Source organism: Agromyces humatus (assembly GCF_021228295.1).
Taxonomy (GTDB): Bacteria; Actinomycetota; Actinomycetes; order Actinomycetales; family Microbacteriaceae; genus Agromyces; species Agromyces humatus.
The window spans coordinates 114,789-132,221 of the sequence record NZ_JAJQPD010000001.1 but is presented as its reverse complement, the minus strand read 5'-3'; the positions used below and the strand labels follow the sequence as shown (position 1 = coordinate 132,221).

Here is a 17,433-nt window from a genome sequence, read left to right as displayed (position 1 = left end):
GAGGCTGTATTCACGTACGAAAGGCGCCGGTGGATCTCACCCTCATCGTCGTGCTGGTCATCGCACTGGCGCTCTTCTTCGACTTCACGAACGGCTTCCACGACACGGCGAACGCGATGGCCACGCCCATCGCGACCGGTGCGCTGCGCCCCAAGACCGCGGTCGCGCTCGCCGCGGTCCTCAACCTCGTGGGCGCATTCCTGTCGACCGAGGTGGCCAAGACCATCTCGGGCGGCATCATCAAGGAAGGCGACGGCGGCGTGCTCATCACGCCTGAGCTCATCTTCGCCGGACTCATCGGCGCGATCGTCTGGAACATGGTCACCTGGCTCCTCGGGCTGCCGTCGTCGTCGAGCCACGCACTGTTCGGCGGGCTCATCGGTGCGGCGATCGTCGGCTTCGGCGTCGGCGCGATCGACTTCGCCGTCGTCATGTCGAAGGTGATCCTGCCTGCACTGCTCGCCCCGCTCACCGCAGGGCTCATCGCCTACGCCGCGACGAAGCTCGCCTATGCCATCACGCGCCGCTACGACGGCAAACCCGACGGTCGCGACGGATTCCGCCATGCGCAGATCTTCTCTTCATCGCTCGTCGCCCTCGCACACGGCACGAACGACGCCCAGAAGACCATGGGCGTCATCACGCTCACGCTCGTCGCGGCAGGCATGCAGGAGGCCGGCAGCGAGGTGCAGACCTGGGTCATCGTCACGTGCGCCGTCGCGATCGCCCTCGGCACCTACATGGGGGGCTGGCGCATCATCAAGACGCTCGGCACCGGGCTCACCGACGTGAAGCCGGCCCAGGGCTTCGCAGCCGAGACCGCCACCGCGGCCACGATCCTCGCCTCGAGCCACGTCGGCTTCGCGCTCTCGACGACGCAGGTGGCGTCGGGCTCGGTCATCGGCTCTGGCCTCGGACGGCGCGGTTCGAAGGTGCGTTGGCGCACCGCCGGCCGCATCGGCGTGGGCTGGTTGCTGACGTTGCCCGCGGCGGGCGCGGTCGGTGCCCTCGCGGCGGCGGTAGCGCACCTCGGCGTCGTCGGCGTGCTCATCGACGCGGTCGTCGGAGTGACCGTGATCATCGGCATCTTCCTCTGGTCGCGCCGCAGCGAGGTCTCGCCCGACAACGTGCTGAGCGAGGTCGCCGATTCCGGTCGCGCCGTGAAGATCAAGCGCAATCCCAAGCCGAAGAAGAAGGTGAAGGCATGATCGACTGGCTCGCCTTCCTCCTGGTCTTCGTGGCGGCGTTCGTCAGTTCGGCCGTCGTGGTGTCGGCCTACGCGCTCGGTATCCGGCTGCTGACGATCTCGGGCCGTACGCCCATCGTCACACCGGCGGAGTTCACCGATGCGATCACGATCGTGACACCCGCCGAGGCCCGTCAAGCTGAGAAGCGCGCGGCGAAGGCGGCGCGCAAGAGCCCATTGAGCGACGGCCAGAAGCGTGCCGCGCTCGTCTGCGCCTGGGCGTGCTTCGCACTGAGCGGATTCGCCGTGCTCTTCGGCATCTACCTGATCGTCGGCGAGAAGGTGCTCGGCCTCCTCGGCGCGTGAGCCGCCCGGCAGCGCAGTCTCAGTCGGTGCCGCGTGCCTTCGCGATGCCGTTCATCACGTGGTAGATCACGATCGCCGCGATGGTGCCGAGCGCGATGCCGTTGAACGAGACTCCGCCGATCGCGAAGGTGAAGTCGGCGATGCCGATGATGAGCGCGGTGGCCGCGGTGAACTGGTTGACCGGCTTCGTGAAGTCGACCTTGTTGTCGAGCCAGATCTTCACGCCGATGATGCCGATGAGGCCGTAGAGCGCCGTCGTCACGCCGCCGAGCACTCCGGGTGGGATCGTGTTGATGACCGCGCCGAATTTCGGCGAGAGGCCGAGCAGCAGCGCCACGATTCCGGCGATCCAGTATGCAGCGGTCGAGTACACGCGGGTGGCGGCCATGACGCCGATGTTCTCGCCATACGTGGTCGTGCCCGACCCGCCGAAGAAGCCGGCGATGGTCGTCGCGAACCCGTCGGCGAACAGGGCACGGCCGATCGAGCGGTTGACGGCCGGATCGGTCATCTGCGCGACGGCCTTGATATGCCCCACGTTCTCGGCGATGAGCACGAGCACGACCGGCAGGAACGCCGGGAGCAGGCCCCAGAGCGCCGCGTCGGCGAACGGGTTGGCGGGGAGGTGGAACGCGGGCAGGCCCACCCAAGCCGCCTGCTCGATCGCGCTGAAGTCGATCTCGCCCTGGACGGTCGCGGCGACATAGCCGACGACGACTCCGACCAGGATCGACATGCGCCCGAGGATGCCGCGGAACGCGACGCTCGCGATGATGACGGTCGCGAGCGTGATGATCGCCGTGAGCGGGGCGAGCATGAAGTTATCGCGAGCGGCGGGGGCGAGGTTGAAGCCGATGAGCGCGACGATCGCGCCGGCGACCACCGGCGGCATGAGCGCGTCGATCCAGCGCGAACCCACCCACTGCACGATGAGGCCCACGACGGCGAGCAGCACGCCCACGACGACGATGCCGAAGAGCGCCGCCCCCATAGGGTCGTCGATGCCCTGGGCGCCCATGGCGGCCGCGATGGGGGCGATGAATGCGAACGACGAGCCGAGATAGCTCGGCACCCGGTTTCGCGTGATCACGAGGAAGAGGATCGTGCCGAGGCCCGAGAAGAACAGCGTCGTCGCCGGGGGGAACCCGGTGAGGATGGGCACGAGGAACGTCGCGCCGAACATCGCGACCACGTGCTGCGCGCCGAGACCGATCGTGCGGGGCCAGCTCAGGCGCTCGCCCGGGGCGACGACCTCACCGGGCCTGACGTGCTTGCCGTCGCCGTGAAGGGTCCAGGGCAGGTTCATGCGGCTCCGTTCGCGGGCGAGGTGTGGGGAGTGGGGCGGGTCCCTGCGATCGTAGCGGGCGGGCGGTTCGCATCGGGTACGACCGGCATGCACGCCCACCTCGGGATCGGGGGGATAGCCCCATATCGCGGCGCACGGGGCATCCGTAATTTTGAATCACCTTCCACGAACAGGAGATTCAGATCATGAGCACCGCCACCCACAACGAACCGCAGGCGCCGTTCGCCGACCAGCCGAACCCGTACGCCGCACCCTCGGCCCCCGTCGCCGAGTCGCGTGGGTTCAGCATCGCGAGCCTCGTGCTCGGACTCGTCTCGATCGTCGCGAGCTACACGTTCGTCGTTCCGGCCGCGGGCCTCGTGCTCGGCATCATGGCGCTCAAGCGCGAACCCGAATCGCGGACCATGGCGATCTGGGGCATCGTGCTCAACGCGGTGATGCTCGGCGGTGCCGTGCTCGTCGGCATCGGCGCGGCCTTCGTCGGCCTCGCGATGCTGCCGTTCGCCTTCATCTGATCGACCGAACCGGTCGACCGGGCCGCGCTCCCGTTTCGGGAGCGCGGCCCTTCGTGTGCCGCGACGACGGCTAGGCTCGAGATGCAAGCGGCGATCCCGCATCGCACCCGAACCGAACACCCGCCGCGCCTCATCCCGCGCGCCCGAGGCAATGGAGCCCATCTCGTGTCGACGCCCGCATACCCTTCAGCCGAACGCCGTCTCGGTGCGAGCGAGCACCTCGCCGCGCCCGGTGCGCCGACGCGCACCGAGAGTGATTCGCTCGGCATGGTCGAGGTGCCCGCCGATGCGTACTGGGGCGTGCACACGATGCGGGCACTCGAGAACTTCCCGATCTCGAAGCGGCCGATCTCGGTCTACCCCGAACTCGTCATCGCACTCGCCTCGGTCAAGCAGGCCGCCGCACGTGCCAACCGAGAGCTCGGCGTGCTCACGCAGCAGAAGGCGGCGTGGATCGACGAGGCCTGCCAGCGCGTGATCGACGGAGAACTGCACGACCAGTTCGTCGTCGGAGTCATCCAGGGCGGCGCCGGCACATCGACCAACATGAACGCCAACGAGGTCATCACGAACCTGGCGCTCGAGATCGGCGGCTACGCCAAGGGCCGCTACGACGTGCTGCATCCCATCGACGACGTGAATCGCAGCCAGTCCACCAACGACACGTACCCGACCGCGGTGAAGCTCGCGATGGCGTTCTCGCTGCGTACGATGCTGACCGAGCTCGACCAGCTGCGCATCGCCTTCGGGCGAAAGGGCCGCGAGTTCAACGACGTCCTCAAGGTCGGCCGCACCCAACTCCAGGACGCCGTGCCCATGACGCTCGGGCAGGAGTTCCACAGTTTCGCCACGACGCTCGGCGAAGACGTCGACCGGCTGCGCGAGACCATCAAGCTGCTGTCCGAGGTGAACCTCGGCGCCACGGCGATCGGCACCGGCATCACGGCCGAGCCCGGCTACACCGCCGCCGCGGTCGCCCACCTCAGCGCCATCACGGGCATGCGCCTCGAGTCGGCGCCCGACCTCATCGAGGCCACCAGCGACACGGGTGTCTTCATGACGTTCTCGAGTGCGCTCAAGCGCAGCGCGATCAAGCTCTCGAAGATCTGCAACGACCTGCGCCTGCTGTCATCCGGGCCGCAGGCCGGGTTCGGCGAGATCAACCTGCCGCCCAAGCAGGCGGGGTCGAGCATCATGCCGGGCAAGGTGAACCCCGTGATCCCCGAGGCCGTGAGCCAGGTCGCCTACGCGGTCGCCGGGGCCGACGTCACCGTCATGATGGCGGCCGAGAGCGGCCAGCTGCAGCTCAACGCCTTCGAGCCGGTGATCGCGCACTCGCTGCTGCAGTCGATCACGTGGATGCGCCAGGCATGCTGGACGCTTCGGGTCAATTGCGTCGACGGCATCACCGCGAACACCGCGCGCCTCGACGCGATGGTCGCGTCGAGCGTCGGCGTCATCACGGCGCTCATCCCGTTCATCGGCTACACCGCGGCGGCGACGCTCGCGAAGGAGGCGTTGGCGAGCGGTCGTCCGGTCGCCGATCTCGTGGTCGAGTCGGGGCTCATGACCCGTGAAGACGTCACGGCGCAACTCTCGCCGTCGAAGCTGTCGGGCATGCGCCCGATCACGATGGCGATTCCGGTGATCGACATGCAGGGGGAACCGAGCGAGTGACGAGATGACGCGGCCGTGCGTGGCGTGCTCCATCGCCTGAACGCACCCACGGCCGGTCGCCCCGCTCGCCGCGCCCACGCCCTGCCGATGATCCTCACCCTCTCGCTCGGCGGCGAACTCGGGAGAACGGTCGATGTCGCGCTGCGGGTCGACTACAGGACGCGGCAGTGCGTGGTGAGCGAGCCGATGCCCTCGATCGTCACGGTCACGGTCGAGCCGTCGCGCAGGAACACCTGGGGATTGCGGGAGTAGCCCGCGCCGCCGGGGCTGCCGGTCGAGATGAGGGTGCCCGGCGGAATCGTCGCTGACCGTGAGAGGTAGGCGATGATGTCGGCCACCGGGCGTACCATCTCGTTGGTCGAGGCGTCTTGCAGGATGTGCCCGTCGAGGTTCGTCGTGAGCCACAGGTCTTGCGGGTCGGCGATCTCGTCGGCGGTGACCACGACGGGTCCGGTGGGGGTGAAACCATCGAAGGACTTGCAGCGCGACCATTGCGCCTCGCTGAACTGGATGTCGCGTGCGGTGATGTCGTTGACGACGGTGTAGCCCCAGACGTAGTCGAGTGCGTCGCGGGTATGCACTGCACGAGCCGGCCGGCCGATGATCACGCCGAGCTCGGCCTCGTAGTCGACCTGGGTCGCGAGGTCGCCGGGCCACGTGGTCGTGGCGCCGTGCGCCGTGAGCGAGTTCGGCCACAGGGAGAACACCGTCATGGCGGTCTCGGAGCGCAGCTTGAGCTCGGAGGCGTGGGCGGCGTAGTTCGCGCCGATCGCCAGCACCTGGGCGGGCCGGAGCACCGCCGACGAATGACGCAGTTCGGCGACCGGCGTGAGCTCGGCGCCGATGTGGCCGTTCGCATCGACGACCTCGCGAACCGCGTCGAGCCCCTGGGGACCGCGCTCGATGAGGTCTTGCAGGTCGCGCGGCGCCTCGGGCATCACCTCGTCGAGGAAGAGGGCGGCTTCGCCGACGACCACCGCGAGTCGAGGGGTCGTCTGGCCTTCGGCTCTGAGGTGCGCGAACTTCACCTGTCTAGGCTATCGGGCGCACCCGCGCGACCTGTGTGGGAGGTGTACAACGAACGGGCGTGGTCGCGGGTTCGCATCGACAATCAGGTTCGGATCGACGATCGGGATGGCATCGACGATCAGGGCTTCGCTCCGGCGGCGCGCCAGAGGTGCATCGAGGCATAGCTGCGCCAGGGCGCCCAGCGCGAGCCCAGGGCGTCGAGATCGGTGGCGGTGCCGGGCAGGCCGAGGCGTTCGGCACCGTTGCGCAGCGCGAGGTCGCCCGTGAGCAGCACGTCGGGAGCGCGGGTGACGCGCATGGAGACGTACCCTGCCGTCCACGGACCGATGCCGGGCACCTCGAGGAGGTCGAGTCGCAGGTCTTCGCGCTCGCGCTCGGCCGCCACGACGAGCTCGCCCGAGTCGAGCCGCCGCGCGACGTCGACGATCGTGCGCACGCGCGCGGCCGGACCACGCAGTACATCGGCGCCGTGCTCGGCGATGGCCGCCGCCGTGGGGAACAGCAGATGGGGCACGGTGGTCGAGCCGCCGTCGCTCGCGGCTCGCCCGGCGCCGCCGAGGAGGTCGACCCCGGCAGGGTCGACATGTTCGCCGAGCTCGGCAGCAAGGCGCGAGAGCGCGGTGCGCGCGGCCTTCACCGAGACCTGCTGCCCGATGAGCGCGCGGAACACCAGCTCGTGCGGATCGAGGCACCCCGGAACCCGGATGCCCGGTGTGGCCGCGACCGACGGAGCCAGTACGGGGTCGGCGGCGAGCACCTCGTCGATGGCCACCGCATCGGCGTCGAGGTCGAACAGGCGGCGGACCCGGGCGACGAGCGGCGGCAGGTCGGCGAGGCTCGCGAGCCTCGCGTCGACGTCGATCGCGGGGGAGCCGGCATCGCCCCCTGCGCCGAGCTCGACGAGCGCCGGTCCGCCGGGAAGTCGCAGCGTGCGCCGGAATCGGTCGTGGCCGGCGACCTCGATGCCGTCGACGGCCCTCGCCTCGAGCCAGGCGAACACGCCCGCGGCGTCGAACGGGGGCCGGGCGGGAAGCCGCAGGTGCACGATTCCGGGGGCCGCCGCGGCGGCACGCGGCCGATGTGCGACCCGCTCACGCACGCGAGCCAATGCCCGCAGTTCGAGCGGACTGCGGTCGTAGACCTCGCGGATCGTGTCGTTGAACTGCCGCACGCTGCCGAAGCCCGACGCGAACGCGACATCGGCCGCCGGCAGCGCCGTGCTCGTGAGCAGCACTCGAGCCGTCTGTGCGCGGTGCGCCCGAGCGAGTGCGAGCGGCCCGGCCCCGAGTTCGGCCGTGAGCACGCGGTTCAGGTGGCGGGTGGTGTAGCCGAGCCGCGCGGCGAGGCCCGGCACGCCCTCGCGCTCGACGACGCCGTCGGCGATGAGCCGCATGGCACGCGCGGCCAGGTCGTCGCGCAGGTCCCACTCGGGGGAGCCCGGCACGGCGTCGGGCAGGCACCGCTTGCAGGCGCGCAACCCCGCTTCATGCGCGGCGGCTGCGGTGAGGTAGAAGCTCACGTTCGTGGGCTTCGGCGACACGGCGGGGCAGCTCGGTCGGCAATAGATGCCGGTGGAGTGCACGCCCGTGATGAACTGGCCGTCGAACCGCGAGTCGCGGGCGCGCATGGCGCGGTAGCGCTCGGCGAACACGGGGTCGACCAACGGATCGCCGGGTCGGGTCGGAGCGGCCGCGGGGTCGGCCATGCGGGCGGATGCGGTCTGCGTCATACTCCAAGCCTCGCACGCGCCACCGACCACGGTCGGCGGGAATCGGACACGACCGGCGTCGATAGTGTTGAGGGATGTCGCACACCGTCGTCGCCCGCCTTCACGAGATCCTGGGGGCTTCCGTCACCACCGAACCGAGTGTGCTGGAGGCGACACGCGACGACCGCTCGGGCTGGCGCAGCGCCAGCCTGCCGATCGCCGTCGTGCACGCGACATCCGTCGACGAGGTCCAAGCAGTCATGCGCATCGCCCACGCCACCGACACGCCCGTCGTGCCGCGCGGTGCCGGCACGGGCCTCGCGGGCGGCGCCATCGCGAGCCCCGGGGCGATCGTGCTCGATGTCTCGCGAATGAACCGCATCCTCGAGATCTCCGACGCAGACGAACTGGCCGTCGTCGAGCCGGGCGTACTCAACGGCGACCTGAACGACCTGCTCGCACCGCGCGGGCTCTGGTTCGCGCCCGATCCCGCGAGCCGCGCGATCTCGACGATCGGCGGCAACATCGCCACGAACGCCGGCGGCCTGCTGTGCGCGAAGTACGGGGTCACGCGCGAGGCGGTGCTCGGGCTCACGGTCGTGCTCGCCGACGGAAGGCTGCTGCGCACCGGCCACCGCACCGTGAAGGGTGTCACCGGCTACGACCTCACCGCGCTCCTGACCGGCTCCGAGGGCACCCTCGGCGTCATCGTCGAGGCGACCGTGCGGCTGCGGCCGGTCACGCCGGGCGTCACCGTCACCGTGGCGGGCGTGTTCCCCGATGTCGAGGCTGCGGCCGCCGCATCCGCAGCCGTCACCGCCGCTCGGCTGCGCCCCGCGGTGCTCGAACTCATCGATGCGGCCGGTCTCGCCCGTGTCGCCGCGCACCTCGGCGACGCCGAGTTGGCGGGCACGCCACTCGCCACACTCGCCCCCGGCGAGACGTTCCTGCTCGCGCAGACCGACGGCGTGGGGTCCGACGTCGAAGCGGGGGCCATCGCCGAGCTGTTCGCGGCGGCGCGCGGCCGAGTCGAGCTGTCGACCGATCGCATCGCGGGCGAGCGGCTGCTCGGCATCCGCCGGGCCATGCACCCTGCGCTCGCCGCGTCGGGCCAGGTGCTCATCGAGGACGTCGCCGTGCCGCGTTCGCGACTGCCCGAGATGTTCCGCGCGATCGAACGGATCGGCGCGCGGCACGGCATCGAGATCCCGACCCTCGCACATGCCGGTGACGGCAACCTGCACCCGAACTTCGTGTACACGGGCGACGAGGTGCCGGCGCACATCTGGGAGGCGGCCGACGAGATGTTCCGCGCCGCCGTCGCCCTCGGTGGCACGCTCACCGGCGAGCACGGCGTCGGCGTCCTCAAGCGCCGCTGGCTGGCCGATGAGCTCGGCGACGACTCGTTCGAGCTGCAGCGCGGCATCAAGGCGCTGTTCGACCCGACCGGCATCCTGAACCCGGGGGTCATGTTCGAGGTATCCGCGCCCGCTCCTCGATAGGCTTCGGGCGTGAGCCAGACGGCACCCGCACCAGCCCCCCATCGCGCGCGCAGCGGTGGGTTCGCGCTCGCGGTCATCGGCATCGCGATCGCCGGCCTCGTCGGGCTCGGCGTCGTCGCCTACCTCGCGTCGGCCCTCGGCGTGTCGACGCTCGTGGTCGGCTCGGTGGTGGCGCTCGTACCGCTCGTGGGCGTGCTGCTCGCGATCCGCTGGGTCGACCGCTGGGAGCCCGAACCGGTCGGCGCCCTGTGGTTCGCGTTCCTGTGGGGCGCGGCCGTCTCGGTGGCCATCGCCCTCATCGTCGATCTCGGGGTGCAACTCACGATGGCATTCGCCACTGGCGCGGCCGCCGACGAGGCGGTTCAGGCCGTGGTGCAGGCGCCCCTCGTCGAGGAACTCGCGAAGGGCGTCGGTGTGCTGCTCATCTACGCGTTCTCACGGGCGCACTTCGACGGGCCGATCGACGGGCTCGTCTACGCGGCGACCGTCGCCGCAGGGTTCGCCTTCACCGAGAACATCCTCTACTTCGGTGTCGCGCTCATCGAGGGCGGCGGCGAGGAACTCGGCGCGACGTTCGTCATCCGCGGCATCTTCTCCCCGTTCGCGCACGTGCTGTTCACGGCGTTCACGGGCATCATGATCGGCGTGGGCGCGCGCCGCGGCGGGGGAGCGGGCGTGGTCGGCTGGTTCCTGATCGGCCTGCTGGGGGCGACCCTGCTGCACGCGCTGTGGAACGGTTCGGCCGTTTTCGCGACCGATGCGATCGGCGTGTACTTCACCGTGCAGGTGCCGATCTTCATCGCCGCGGTGCTGCTCACCGCGTGGCTCCGGCGTGAAGAGGTGCGGGTCACGCGTCGTCGTCTGGGCGAGTACGCCGCCGCGGGCTGGCTGAGCGCCGGCGAGGTCGACATGCTCGCGACACCGTCGGGCCGGCGGCGGGCGAAGGCGTGGGCGGTGGCGCAGGCTCCGCCGCGCACCGTCGCGATGCGACGTCTGATCCGGGATGCCACGCACCTCGCATTCACGCGGCAGAAGCTCGCGTCGGGGCAGGGCGGCGCGCGCGCCGTCGCCGACGAGCAGGCGCTGCTCGCGTCGATCTCGGCGACGCGACGCGAACTGCTGCACTGATCGGACACGAAGAAACTCGCCGCCCAAGTGGTGTGGCATGGCCGACAGCGCTACGTGGGCGACGAGTTCTCGGATTCCAGAGTGCAACGTGTTCGCAGTCAGCGCAAGAGGGTGGTGGACGGGTGTCCCGCATTGCGGGCGGCACCACGCATCTGCTCAACTGGAGCCATGACCGATACGAACAGCAAGCCCGAGATCGACGCTCCTGAGGGCCCCGCCCCCGCCGACCTCGTCATCGAAGACCTCGTCGTAGGCGAGGGTGCCGAGGCCACCGCAGGCTCGACGGTCGACGTGCACTACCTCGGCGTCGAGTACGACAGCGGCGCAGAGTTCGACTCCTCGTGGAGTCGTGGCCAGTCGATCAACTTCCCGCTGCAGGCGCTCATCGCCGGCTGGCAGGAGGGAATCCCCGGCATGAAGGTGGGCGGCCGTCGCAAGCTCACGGTCCCTCCGCAGAAGGCCTATGGCCCCGCGGGCGGCGGCCACCAGCTGTCGGGCAAGACCCTGATCTTCGTGATCGACCTCCTCGGCGTGAGCTGAGCCGACACGCGTGATCGAAGGCCGGTGGGCGGATGCCCACCGGCCTTCGTGGTGTGTCAGGCGGGGCTCGCGCGCGGTGCGACAATGTTGCGATGAGCCGAATCACGGCGCGACGACGCGTCACCCGGTACACGCTCGGCGAGCGCACCTCACGCCGTGAAGACGAGCTCACCGTCGAGGAGCCGCTGGAGGTGCGCGTCGGCGGCCGACCGCTCGCCGTCACGATGCGTACACCCGGGCACGACGTCGAGCTCGCACTCGGTCTGCTGGTCTCCGAAGGGATCGTCCGCAACCACGACGACGTCGTCGGTGCACGCCATTGCACCGGCGACGAGGCATCCGACGGCGAATTCAACGTGCTCGACGTGACCCTTGCGGCCGGCGCACCGCCGATCCCGATCGGGGCACGGCACGCGCTGACCATGACGAGCGCGTGCGGCCTGTGCGGCAAAGACAGTATCGACGCGGTACGGCAGCGATCGGCATACGACGTCGCCGACGATCCGATCACGGTCGATCCGGCCTGGGTGGTCGGGCTGCCCGATCGCATGCGCGAGGCCCAGGCGCTGTTCGCGAGGACGGGTGGGTTGCACGCGGCCGCACTCGTCGACATCGAGCGCGACGAGCTTCTCGTCGTTCGTGAAGACGTGGGGCGCCACAACGCCGTCGACAAGGTCGTCGGCTGGGCGGTGCGCGAGGGCCGGCTGCCCCTGCGCGGCACGGTGCTCGTGGTCTCGGGCAGGGCAGGTTTCGAACTCGCCCAGAAGGCGTCGATGGCGGGTGTCCCGATGCTCGCGGCGGTGTCGGCGCCGTCGTCGCTCGCGGTCGACCTCGCGAGCGAGGTGGGGCTGACGCTCGCCGGCTTCGTGAGAGGCACCTCGATGGTCGTGTACGCGGGCGACGAGCGCGTGCGCCCCGCGACCGAGCACGCGGCATCCGAGCACGCGGCATCCGAGCACGCGGCATCCGTGGCGCTCGCATGACCCGGCCGGTTCCCGAGCGCGCCGACTATCCCGACCTCGAGGTCGGCCATCCGAAGCGCGAGGCGGTCGGCGCCGAGGCGGTCGTGCGCTCGCTCGAGTCGACCGTGGCGAACCTCGGCGCGGCGCGGGCCGCCCGGCTGCTGCTCGCCGTCAACCAGAACGGCGGCTTCGACTGCATGAGCTGCGCGTGGCCCGACCCCGCGCATCGCCACACTGCCGAGTTCTGCGAGAACGGTGCGAAGGCGATCACGTGGGAGGCGACGCGCTCGACCGTGGCGCGAACGTTCTGGGCAGAGCGTTCGCTCACGTCGCTGCAGGACGCGACCGAGTACTGGCTCGGGCAACAGGGGCGACTCGTCGAGCCCGTGCACAAGCCCGCGGGCAGCGACCACTACCAGCCGGTCAGCTGGGAGCGTGCGTTCGAGATCGTCGGCGCCCATCTGCGTGAGCTCGACAGCCCTGATGAGGCGGCGTTCTACACGAGCGGCCGCACGGCGAACGAGACCGCGTTCCTCTACCAGCTCTTCGTGCGCGCGTACGGCACGAACAACCTGCCCGACTGCTCGAACATGTGCCACGAATCCACCGGAACTGCGCTCAACGACGTCATCGGCGTCGGCAAGTCCACGATCGCGTACGACGACTTCGGCCGGGCCGACCTGGTGATCGTCATGGGCCAGAACCCCGGCACGAATCATCCGCGCATGCTCACTGCACTCGAGGAGACCAAGCGCAACGGTGGCCGCATCATCGCCGTCAACCCGCTGCCTGAAGCCGGCCTCATCCGCTACAAGAACCCGCAGAAGGCGCGCGGGCTGATCGGTCGTGGCACCGAGATGGCCGATCGGTACCTGCAGATCCGGTCCGGCGGCGACATGGCGCTCCTGCAGGCGGTCTCGAAGCGCGTGCTCGAGGCCGAGGCCGCCGCGCCCGGCACCGTGCTCGACCACGTGTTCCTGCGTGAGCACACCGTCGGGCTCGAGGCGCTCACCGAGCATCTCGCGGCGCTCGACGATGCCGAGGTGCTCGTCGCCACGGGCCTCACGGTCGACGACCTCGATGACCTCGCCGCCGAGTACCTGGCCGCCGACCGCGTGATCATCACCTGGGCGATGGGGCTCACCCAGCAGCGAAAGGCGGTCGACACGATCAAGGAGGTCGTGAACCTGCTGCTGCTGCGCGGCAACATCGGCAAGCCCGGCGCCGGCGCCTCGCCGATCCGCGGGCACTCGAACGTGCAGGGCGACCGCACGATGGGCATCTCGGAGCGCATGCCCGAGTCGTTCCTCGACGCGCTCGGGCGGGAGTTCGCGTTCGAACCGCCACGGGCGCACGGGCTCGATGCGGTCGACACGCTGCACGCGATGCGCGACGGCCGCGTGAAGGTGTTCGTGGCGCTCGGCGGCAACTTCGTCGGCGCGATCTCCGACACACTCGCCGCCGAAGACGCGGTGCGCGGCGCCCGGCTCACGGTGCAGGTCTCGACGAAGCTGAACCGCTCGCACATCGTCACCGGACAGGAGGCGCTCATCCTGCCGGCGCTCGGCCGCACCGAGGTCGACCTGCAGCAGGCAGGCCCGCAGTTCGTGTCGGTCGAAGACAGCGTGTGCGCCGTGCACGCCTCGCACGGCGCCGTGCCGCCGATCGGCGACGAGGTGCGCAGCGAGGTCGCCATCGTCGCGGGCATGGCCAGGGCGACACTCGGCGACGACCACCCCATCGACTGGGACGGCATGACACGCGACTACGACGTGATCCGCGACCACATCAGCCGCGTCGTGCCCGGGTTCGAGCACTTCAACGACGACGTGCGAACACAGGGCGGGTTCGTGCTGCCCAACGGCCCGCGCGACTCGCGGACCTGGCCGACTCCCAGCGGAAGGGCGCACCTCACCGTCAACGAACTCGAGCACATCGAGTGCCCGCCCGGACGACTCATCCTGCAGACGCTGCGCTCGCACGACCAGTTCAACACGACGGTCTACAGCCTGAACGACCGCTATCGCGGCGTACGCAAGGGGCGTGACGTGGTGTTCGTGAACCCCGATGATCTCGAGCGTCTCGGACTGGCCGACGGCGACCGAGTCGATGTCGTGAGCGAGTGGCCCGGCGAGTCCGATCGCCGACTGCCGGGGCAGCGCGTCATCGCGTATCCGACCGCGAGAGGATGCGCCGCCGCGTACTTCCCCGAGGCGAACGTGCTCGTCTCACTCGCGAGCACCGCGATCGGCAGCAACACGCCCGTCTCGAAGGCGGTCATCGTTCGACTCGAGAAGGTGGCATGACATGACCGCCCGCCCGCGTGGTACGTCGCCTTCCTCGCGCTGCTCGGTCCGCACCTCGCGGTGTTGCTCGTGCCCGTCGCAGTGTACGGCGCGGTGCTCGGCACCATGGCCGCGCTGGCGGGCGGGCGCGGCGGGGTCATCGCGGTGGGAGGCGCGCTCTTCGTCGTCTCGGACTCGGTGCTCGCGCTCGGTCGGTTCCTGCCGGGCTACGAGTTCGCCCTGCACGACCTCGTCGTCATGTCGACGTATCTCGCCGCGCAGGGTCTGATCGCGTGGGGTGTGCTGGTGGGTCTTCGCGCTGGCCGCGCCGCAACGGTTCAGCCGCCTCTTGCACCAGATCGACGAGCTGGCGCCACGGGCCGGTGAGCTGGCGGTCGGCGAGCGTGGCCTCGTGCGGCGCACAGCGGATCTTGTAGACGAAGCGGTCGGGCTCGAGCGGCACCGGTCGGGGTTCGCTCCACGGCAGCTCGTCGATGAGCAGGTACCACTCGCGCGGGTCGGGCTGTTCCTCGACGCGAACCTCCCAGGTCAGCCGGAGACCGGCGAGGCCACCGCTGCGCGAGACGATGACGTCCATGGGGGCGATGCTACTCCCGCGGCACCTCGATGCCCACCGTCGACCAGCCGCCCGCGACGGCACGCTCTTCGCGTGAGTCGCGTCCGTGGCGCTCGCGTGCGGCGCGCACCGTCTCGGCGGCGAATCGGCGGAAGCCGGTGTCGGGCCGCAGACGGCCTGACGTGAGCACGTCGTACCAGATGCGCCCGACCCCCTCCCAGGCGAAGCCGCCGAGTTCGCGCGCGGCCAGCGCGAACGCGCGGTTGGGGATGCCCGAGTTCAGGTGCACGCCGCCGTTGTCGTCGTCGGTCTCGATGTAGCGGTCGAAGTGGTCGGGCTGCGGGTCGCGGCCGAGCACGTCGTCGTCATAGGCCGTTCCAGGATTCAGCATCGACCGCAGCGCGCGACCCTCGACGAGATCGGTGAAGATGCCCTCGCCGATGAGCCAGCTCGCCGAGTCGGCGTCTTGGCCGCTCGCGTACTGTTCGACGAGCGCACCGAACACGTCGGAGACGTGCTCGTTGAGGGCGCCCGACTGGCCCTGGTAGCGAAGCCCGGCCGTGTGCTCGGTGACGCCGTGCGCGAGTTCGTGCCCGATGACGCTCAGCGAGTCGGTGAATCCACGGAACACCTCGCCGTCGCCGTCGCCGAACACCATGCGCTCACCGTCCCAGAAGGCGTTGTCGTAGCGGTCGCCGTAGTGCACGGTGGCTTCGAGGGGCATGCCGGCACCGTCGATCGAGTCGCGTGAGAACACCCTCGCGAAGAGCTCGAAGGTCTCGCCGAGTCCGTCGTAGGCGGCATCGACCGATCGGTCGCCCGACGGCGGCTGGCCCTCGCGACGCACCAGGCGACCGGGGAGCCGCTCTTCGCCCTCGGCGTCGGAGACCCGGCGGTCGGGCGCGGGCGCCAGCCCGGGGCCCGCGGTGGGGCGTTCGTCACGGGCAGGGTGCTCGGGGAGGAGGAAGGGCGGCCGTTCAGCCGCCGACCTCCACTCGCGCAGCGGTGCGTCGCGCAGCAATGATCGACGAGCCGCGGCGGTGGCCCGGGGAAAACGCAGGTCGTCGGCGGCGGCGATGCGGGCGAGCAGGTAGGGCGGCACGATCGCATGGGTTGGCTGCTGCATGCCTCGATCGTGCCATGGCGCGGTGACACCCGTGGGAAGCTTGGGGTGTGGCAGCCTCGACCGGCACGGACCTCATAGAGCGCGACGTGCGCACGCACGCGATCGGACTCGTCCCCGCCGTCCTGGTGTGCGGCGCGGCCGTGCTGCTCTTCGGCTTCGTGCTGCCGTTCGCAGGCTATGCGCTGCTCGTCGCGGGGCTCCTCGGGGCGTGGCTCACCGACCGTTCGGGTCGCACGAGCCGGCTGCTGCCCGACCTCTTCCTCATCGCGCTCGGGCAGGCGATCATCTCGACGATCTCGCTCGAGGCCGACATCAGCTACCCCGCGATAGTGCGCTTCGCCGTGGTGCTCGGCCTCGCCGTGGTCGTGCCGTACGTCATCTCGCGTTACTGGTACGGCGACCGCGTCATCCGGTTCCCGTGGCGCACCGGGCGCCGCTGGACCCGCACGCAGTGGTTCTACCTGATCTTCGTGACGGTGGCCGGGTGGCTCATCCTGCCGTTCTACTTCATCACCTCGGGCGTCTACCAGAATTGGCCGACCGTCACCGCCCCCGACGAGATCGCACGCCTCTTCGTGGGCGTGAACGCGGTGGGCACGTGGGACGAGTTGTTCTTCATCTGCACGGTCTTCGCGTTGCTTCGCCGCCACTTTCCGACGTGGCAGGCGAACCTCCTGCAGACGATCGTGTTCGTGTCGTTCCTGTGGGAGCTCGGCTACCAGTCGTGGGGACCGCTGCTGACCATCCCGTTCGCACTCATCCAGGGCTACACGTTCAAGCTCACGAAGTCGCTCACCTACGTGTTGGTGGTGCACCTGATCTTCGACGCGGTCGTGTTCTGCGTCATCGTGTACGCGCACAACGGCTGGCCGGCGATCTTCCCGTTGGTTCCGTCGTAGGCGCCCAGCCTCACGCGGGCGCACGCAGCGCCAGCATGCAGCGCACAGAGAAGACCGCCAGAACGACCGCGGCAGCCACGATCGCCGCGCACAGCGCCCACTCCAGCACGGTCGGACGCGCGGGTGGAGTCTCGAACACGGCACCCGAGTCGCCGCGGTAGACCGTCGCGGTCGCGCCGACGACGAGATCGTCGCTGTGCATCTCGGCGCGAATCCCGTCGGGCAGTTCCACGCTCACGACGCGGAACGGCACGCGATTGCTGCCGCGCCGGTCGGCGACCAGCGCCTCCTCGGTTCGCTCGTCGACGACGGTCGCCTCGACCGGTGTGTACGACGTGAACGCGCGGGCGGTGGTTTCGCCGATCGCGACGACCGCACACACGGCGAGCACGACGGCGAAGAGCGCGAGCACGGCGGCGGTGAGCGCCGGCGGAGGGTATCCCGCGCGGTCGACAGGTCGTCGTTGGGCGCTGGTCATCGTGGTGCGACCTTTCGGGTCACTCATCTCTATCGTCGCATGAATGACGTGGCCGGACACCGGTGTCTGCGCGGCTTCAGCGCGGCAGTTCAGAATGAGGCCGGCGCGTAGTGATCCAGTAGTGCTTGCCATTCCTCGTCGATCGAGTC

General features: G+C 70.0%; 16 protein-coding genes and 1 pseudogene. 11 read left to right on the top strand and 6 right to left on the bottom strand.

The window, feature by feature from the left end; translation table 11 throughout:
• Positions 1 to 29: 29 nt before the first annotated feature.
• Both LSF15_RS00630 and LSF15_RS00625 read left to right on the top strand, forming a co-directional pair.
• Positions 30 to 1,208, top strand: a complete 1,179-nt coding sequence (locus LSF15_RS00630; RefSeq protein WP_308188385.1) for an inorganic phosphate transporter — start codon at positions 30 to 32, stop codon at positions 1,206 to 1,208.
• The gene (locus tag LSF15_RS00625) at positions 1,205 to 1,552 is read left to right on the top strand and encodes a peptidase (protein WP_232496592.1); all 348 of its coding nucleotides are present in this window, start codon (positions 1,205 to 1,207) and stop codon (positions 1,550 to 1,552) included. Before LSF15_RS00630 ends, LSF15_RS00625 begins: the two co-directional genes overlap by 4 nt.
• 19 nt (positions 1,553 to 1,571) lie before the next feature.
• Here the strand turns inward: LSF15_RS00625 and LSF15_RS00620 are convergent, their stop codons facing one another.
• On the bottom strand, positions 1,572 to 2,858 hold the full coding sequence (locus LSF15_RS00620; RefSeq protein WP_232496591.1) for a uracil-xanthine permease family protein: 1,287 nt from the start codon (positions 2,856 to 2,858) through the stop codon (positions 1,572 to 1,574).
• Between the two features lie 185 nt (positions 2,859 to 3,043).
• Between LSF15_RS00620 and LSF15_RS00615 the strand changes: the two genes are divergently transcribed.
• Positions 3,044 to 3,373, top strand: coding sequence for a DUF4190 domain-containing protein (locus tag LSF15_RS00615; RefSeq protein WP_232496590.1), 330 nt, complete (start codon positions 3,044 to 3,046; stop codon positions 3,371 to 3,373).
• 165 nt (positions 3,374 to 3,538) lie between these two features.
• Complete coding sequence (locus tag LSF15_RS00610; RefSeq protein ID WP_308188384.1) at positions 3,539 to 5,050, top strand: aspartate ammonia-lyase; 1,512 nt, start codon at positions 3,539 to 3,541, stop codon at positions 5,048 to 5,050.
• Positions 5,051 to 5,202: 152 nt separating this feature from the next.
• Here the strand turns inward: LSF15_RS00610 and LSF15_RS00605 are convergent, their stop codons facing one another.
• Both LSF15_RS00605 and LSF15_RS00600 read right to left on the bottom strand, forming a co-directional pair.
• Positions 5,203 to 6,078 (bottom strand): fumarylacetoacetate hydrolase family protein, encoded by an 876-nt coding sequence (locus LSF15_RS00605; protein WP_232496589.1) that lies wholly within the window; start codon positions 6,076 to 6,078, stop codon positions 5,203 to 5,205.
• Positions 6,079 to 6,197: 119 nt separating this feature from the next.
• A complete protein-coding gene (locus LSF15_RS00600; RefSeq protein ID WP_269756090.1) occupies positions 6,198 to 7,784 on the bottom strand; it encodes a DNA-3-methyladenine glycosylase 2 family protein in 1,587 nt (528 codons plus the stop codon).
• A gap of 98 nt (positions 7,785 to 7,882) precedes the next feature.
• Here LSF15_RS00600 and LSF15_RS00595 point away from each other — a divergent pair, with 98 nt between their 5' ends.
• From LSF15_RS00595 to LSF15_RS19140, 6 genes and pseudogenes are all read left to right on the top strand, one after another.
• Positions 7,883 to 9,289: an FAD-binding oxidoreductase gene (locus LSF15_RS00595; protein ID WP_232496588.1), complete on the top strand. Its 1,407-nt coding sequence runs from the start codon at positions 7,883 to 7,885 to the stop codon at positions 9,287 to 9,289.
• Between the two features lie 9 nt (positions 9,290 to 9,298).
• A complete protein-coding gene (locus LSF15_RS00590) occupies positions 9,299 to 10,417 on the top strand; it encodes a PrsW family intramembrane metalloprotease (protein WP_232496587.1) in 1,119 nt (372 codons plus the stop codon).
• A 168-nt stretch (positions 10,418 to 10,585) separates the two neighbouring features.
• The gene (locus tag LSF15_RS00585; protein WP_232496586.1) at positions 10,586 to 10,957 is read left to right on the top strand and encodes an FKBP-type peptidyl-prolyl cis-trans isomerase; all 372 of its coding nucleotides are present in this window, start codon (positions 10,586 to 10,588) and stop codon (positions 10,955 to 10,957) included.
• A 92-nt stretch (positions 10,958 to 11,049) separates the two neighbouring features.
• Positions 11,050 to 11,940 (top strand): formate dehydrogenase accessory sulfurtransferase FdhD, encoded by an 891-nt coding sequence (gene fdhD, locus LSF15_RS00580; RefSeq protein ID WP_232496585.1) that lies wholly within the window; start codon positions 11,050 to 11,052, stop codon positions 11,938 to 11,940.
• Entirely contained in the window at positions 11,937 to 14,225 is a 2,289-nt protein-coding gene (locus LSF15_RS00575) for an FdhF/YdeP family oxidoreductase (RefSeq protein ID WP_232496584.1), read from the top strand. The genes fdhD and LSF15_RS00575 overlap by 4 nt, the downstream gene beginning before the upstream one ends.
• A 60-nt stretch (positions 14,226 to 14,285) precedes the next feature.
• A pseudogene (locus LSF15_RS19140) lies at positions 14,286 to 14,447 on the top strand (lysoplasmalogenase family protein); the annotation flags it as partial.
• A 13-nt stretch (positions 14,448 to 14,460) separates the two neighbouring features.
• Here the strand turns inward: LSF15_RS19140 and LSF15_RS00570 are convergent.
• Together LSF15_RS00570 and LSF15_RS00565 are read right to left on the bottom strand one after the other, a co-directional pair.
• Positions 14,461 to 14,802 carry a protealysin inhibitor emfourin gene (locus tag LSF15_RS00570; RefSeq protein ID WP_232496583.1) on the bottom strand — a complete coding sequence of 114 codons (342 nt, stop codon included), beginning with the start codon at positions 14,800 to 14,802 and terminating at the stop codon, positions 14,461 to 14,463.
• A gap of 10 nt (positions 14,803 to 14,812) precedes the next feature.
• The gene (locus LSF15_RS00565) at positions 14,813 to 15,907 is read right to left on the bottom strand and encodes a M4 family metallopeptidase (protein ID WP_232496582.1); all 1,095 of its coding nucleotides are present in this window, start codon (positions 15,905 to 15,907) and stop codon (positions 14,813 to 14,815) included.
• 47 nt (positions 15,908 to 15,954) lie between these two features.
• Here LSF15_RS00565 and LSF15_RS00560 point away from each other — a divergent pair, with 47 nt between their 5' ends.
• A complete protein-coding gene (locus LSF15_RS00560) occupies positions 15,955 to 16,806 on the top strand; it encodes a CPBP family glutamic-type intramembrane protease (RefSeq protein WP_232496581.1) in 852 nt (283 codons plus the stop codon).
• Positions 16,807 to 16,816: 10 nt separating this feature from the next.
• Here the strand turns inward: LSF15_RS00560 and LSF15_RS00555 are convergent, their stop codons facing one another.
• Positions 16,817 to 17,311, bottom strand: a complete 495-nt coding sequence (locus LSF15_RS00555; RefSeq protein ID WP_232496580.1) for a hypothetical protein — start codon at positions 17,309 to 17,311, stop codon at positions 16,817 to 16,819.
• Positions 17,312 to 17,433: the final 122 nt, after the last annotated feature.

Excerpts from the sequence above, each read along its gene's own strand:
- LSF15_RS00625 (WP_232496592.1), top strand. The coding sequence starts at position 1,205 with ATGATCGACTGGCTCGCCTTCCTCCTGGTCTTCGTGGCGGCGTTCGTC.
- LSF15_RS00620 (WP_232496591.1), bottom strand. The coding sequence starts at position 2,858 with ATGAACCTGCCCTGGACCCTTCACGGCGACGGCAAGCACGTCAGGCCC.
- LSF15_RS00615 (WP_232496590.1), top strand. The coding sequence starts at position 3,044 with ATGAGCACCGCCACCCACAACGAACCGCAGGCGCCGTTCGCCGACCAG.
- LSF15_RS00600 (WP_269756090.1), bottom strand. The coding sequence starts at position 7,784 with ATGGCCGACCCCGCGGCCGCTCCGACCCGACCCGGCGATCCGTTGGTC.
- LSF15_RS00595 (WP_232496588.1), top strand. The coding sequence starts at position 7,883 with ATGTCGCACACCGTCGTCGCCCGCCTTCACGAGATCCTGGGGGCTTCC.
- LSF15_RS00585 (WP_232496586.1), top strand. The coding sequence starts at position 10,586 with ATGACCGATACGAACAGCAAGCCCGAGATCGACGCTCCTGAGGGCCCC.
- fdhD (WP_232496585.1), top strand. The coding sequence starts at position 11,050 with ATGAGCCGAATCACGGCGCGACGACGCGTCACCCGGTACACGCTCGGC.
- LSF15_RS00575 (WP_232496584.1), top strand. The coding sequence starts at position 11,937 with ATGACCCGGCCGGTTCCCGAGCGCGCCGACTATCCCGACCTCGAGGTC.
- LSF15_RS00570 (WP_232496583.1), bottom strand. The coding sequence starts at position 14,802 with ATGGACGTCATCGTCTCGCGCAGCGGTGGCCTCGCCGGTCTCCGGCTG.
- LSF15_RS00565 (WP_232496582.1), bottom strand. The coding sequence starts at position 15,907 with ATGCAGCAGCCAACCCATGCGATCGTGCCGCCCTACCTGCTCGCCCGC.
- LSF15_RS00555 (WP_232496580.1), bottom strand. The coding sequence starts at position 17,311 with ATGAGTGACCCGAAAGGTCGCACCACGATGACCAGCGCCCAACGACGA.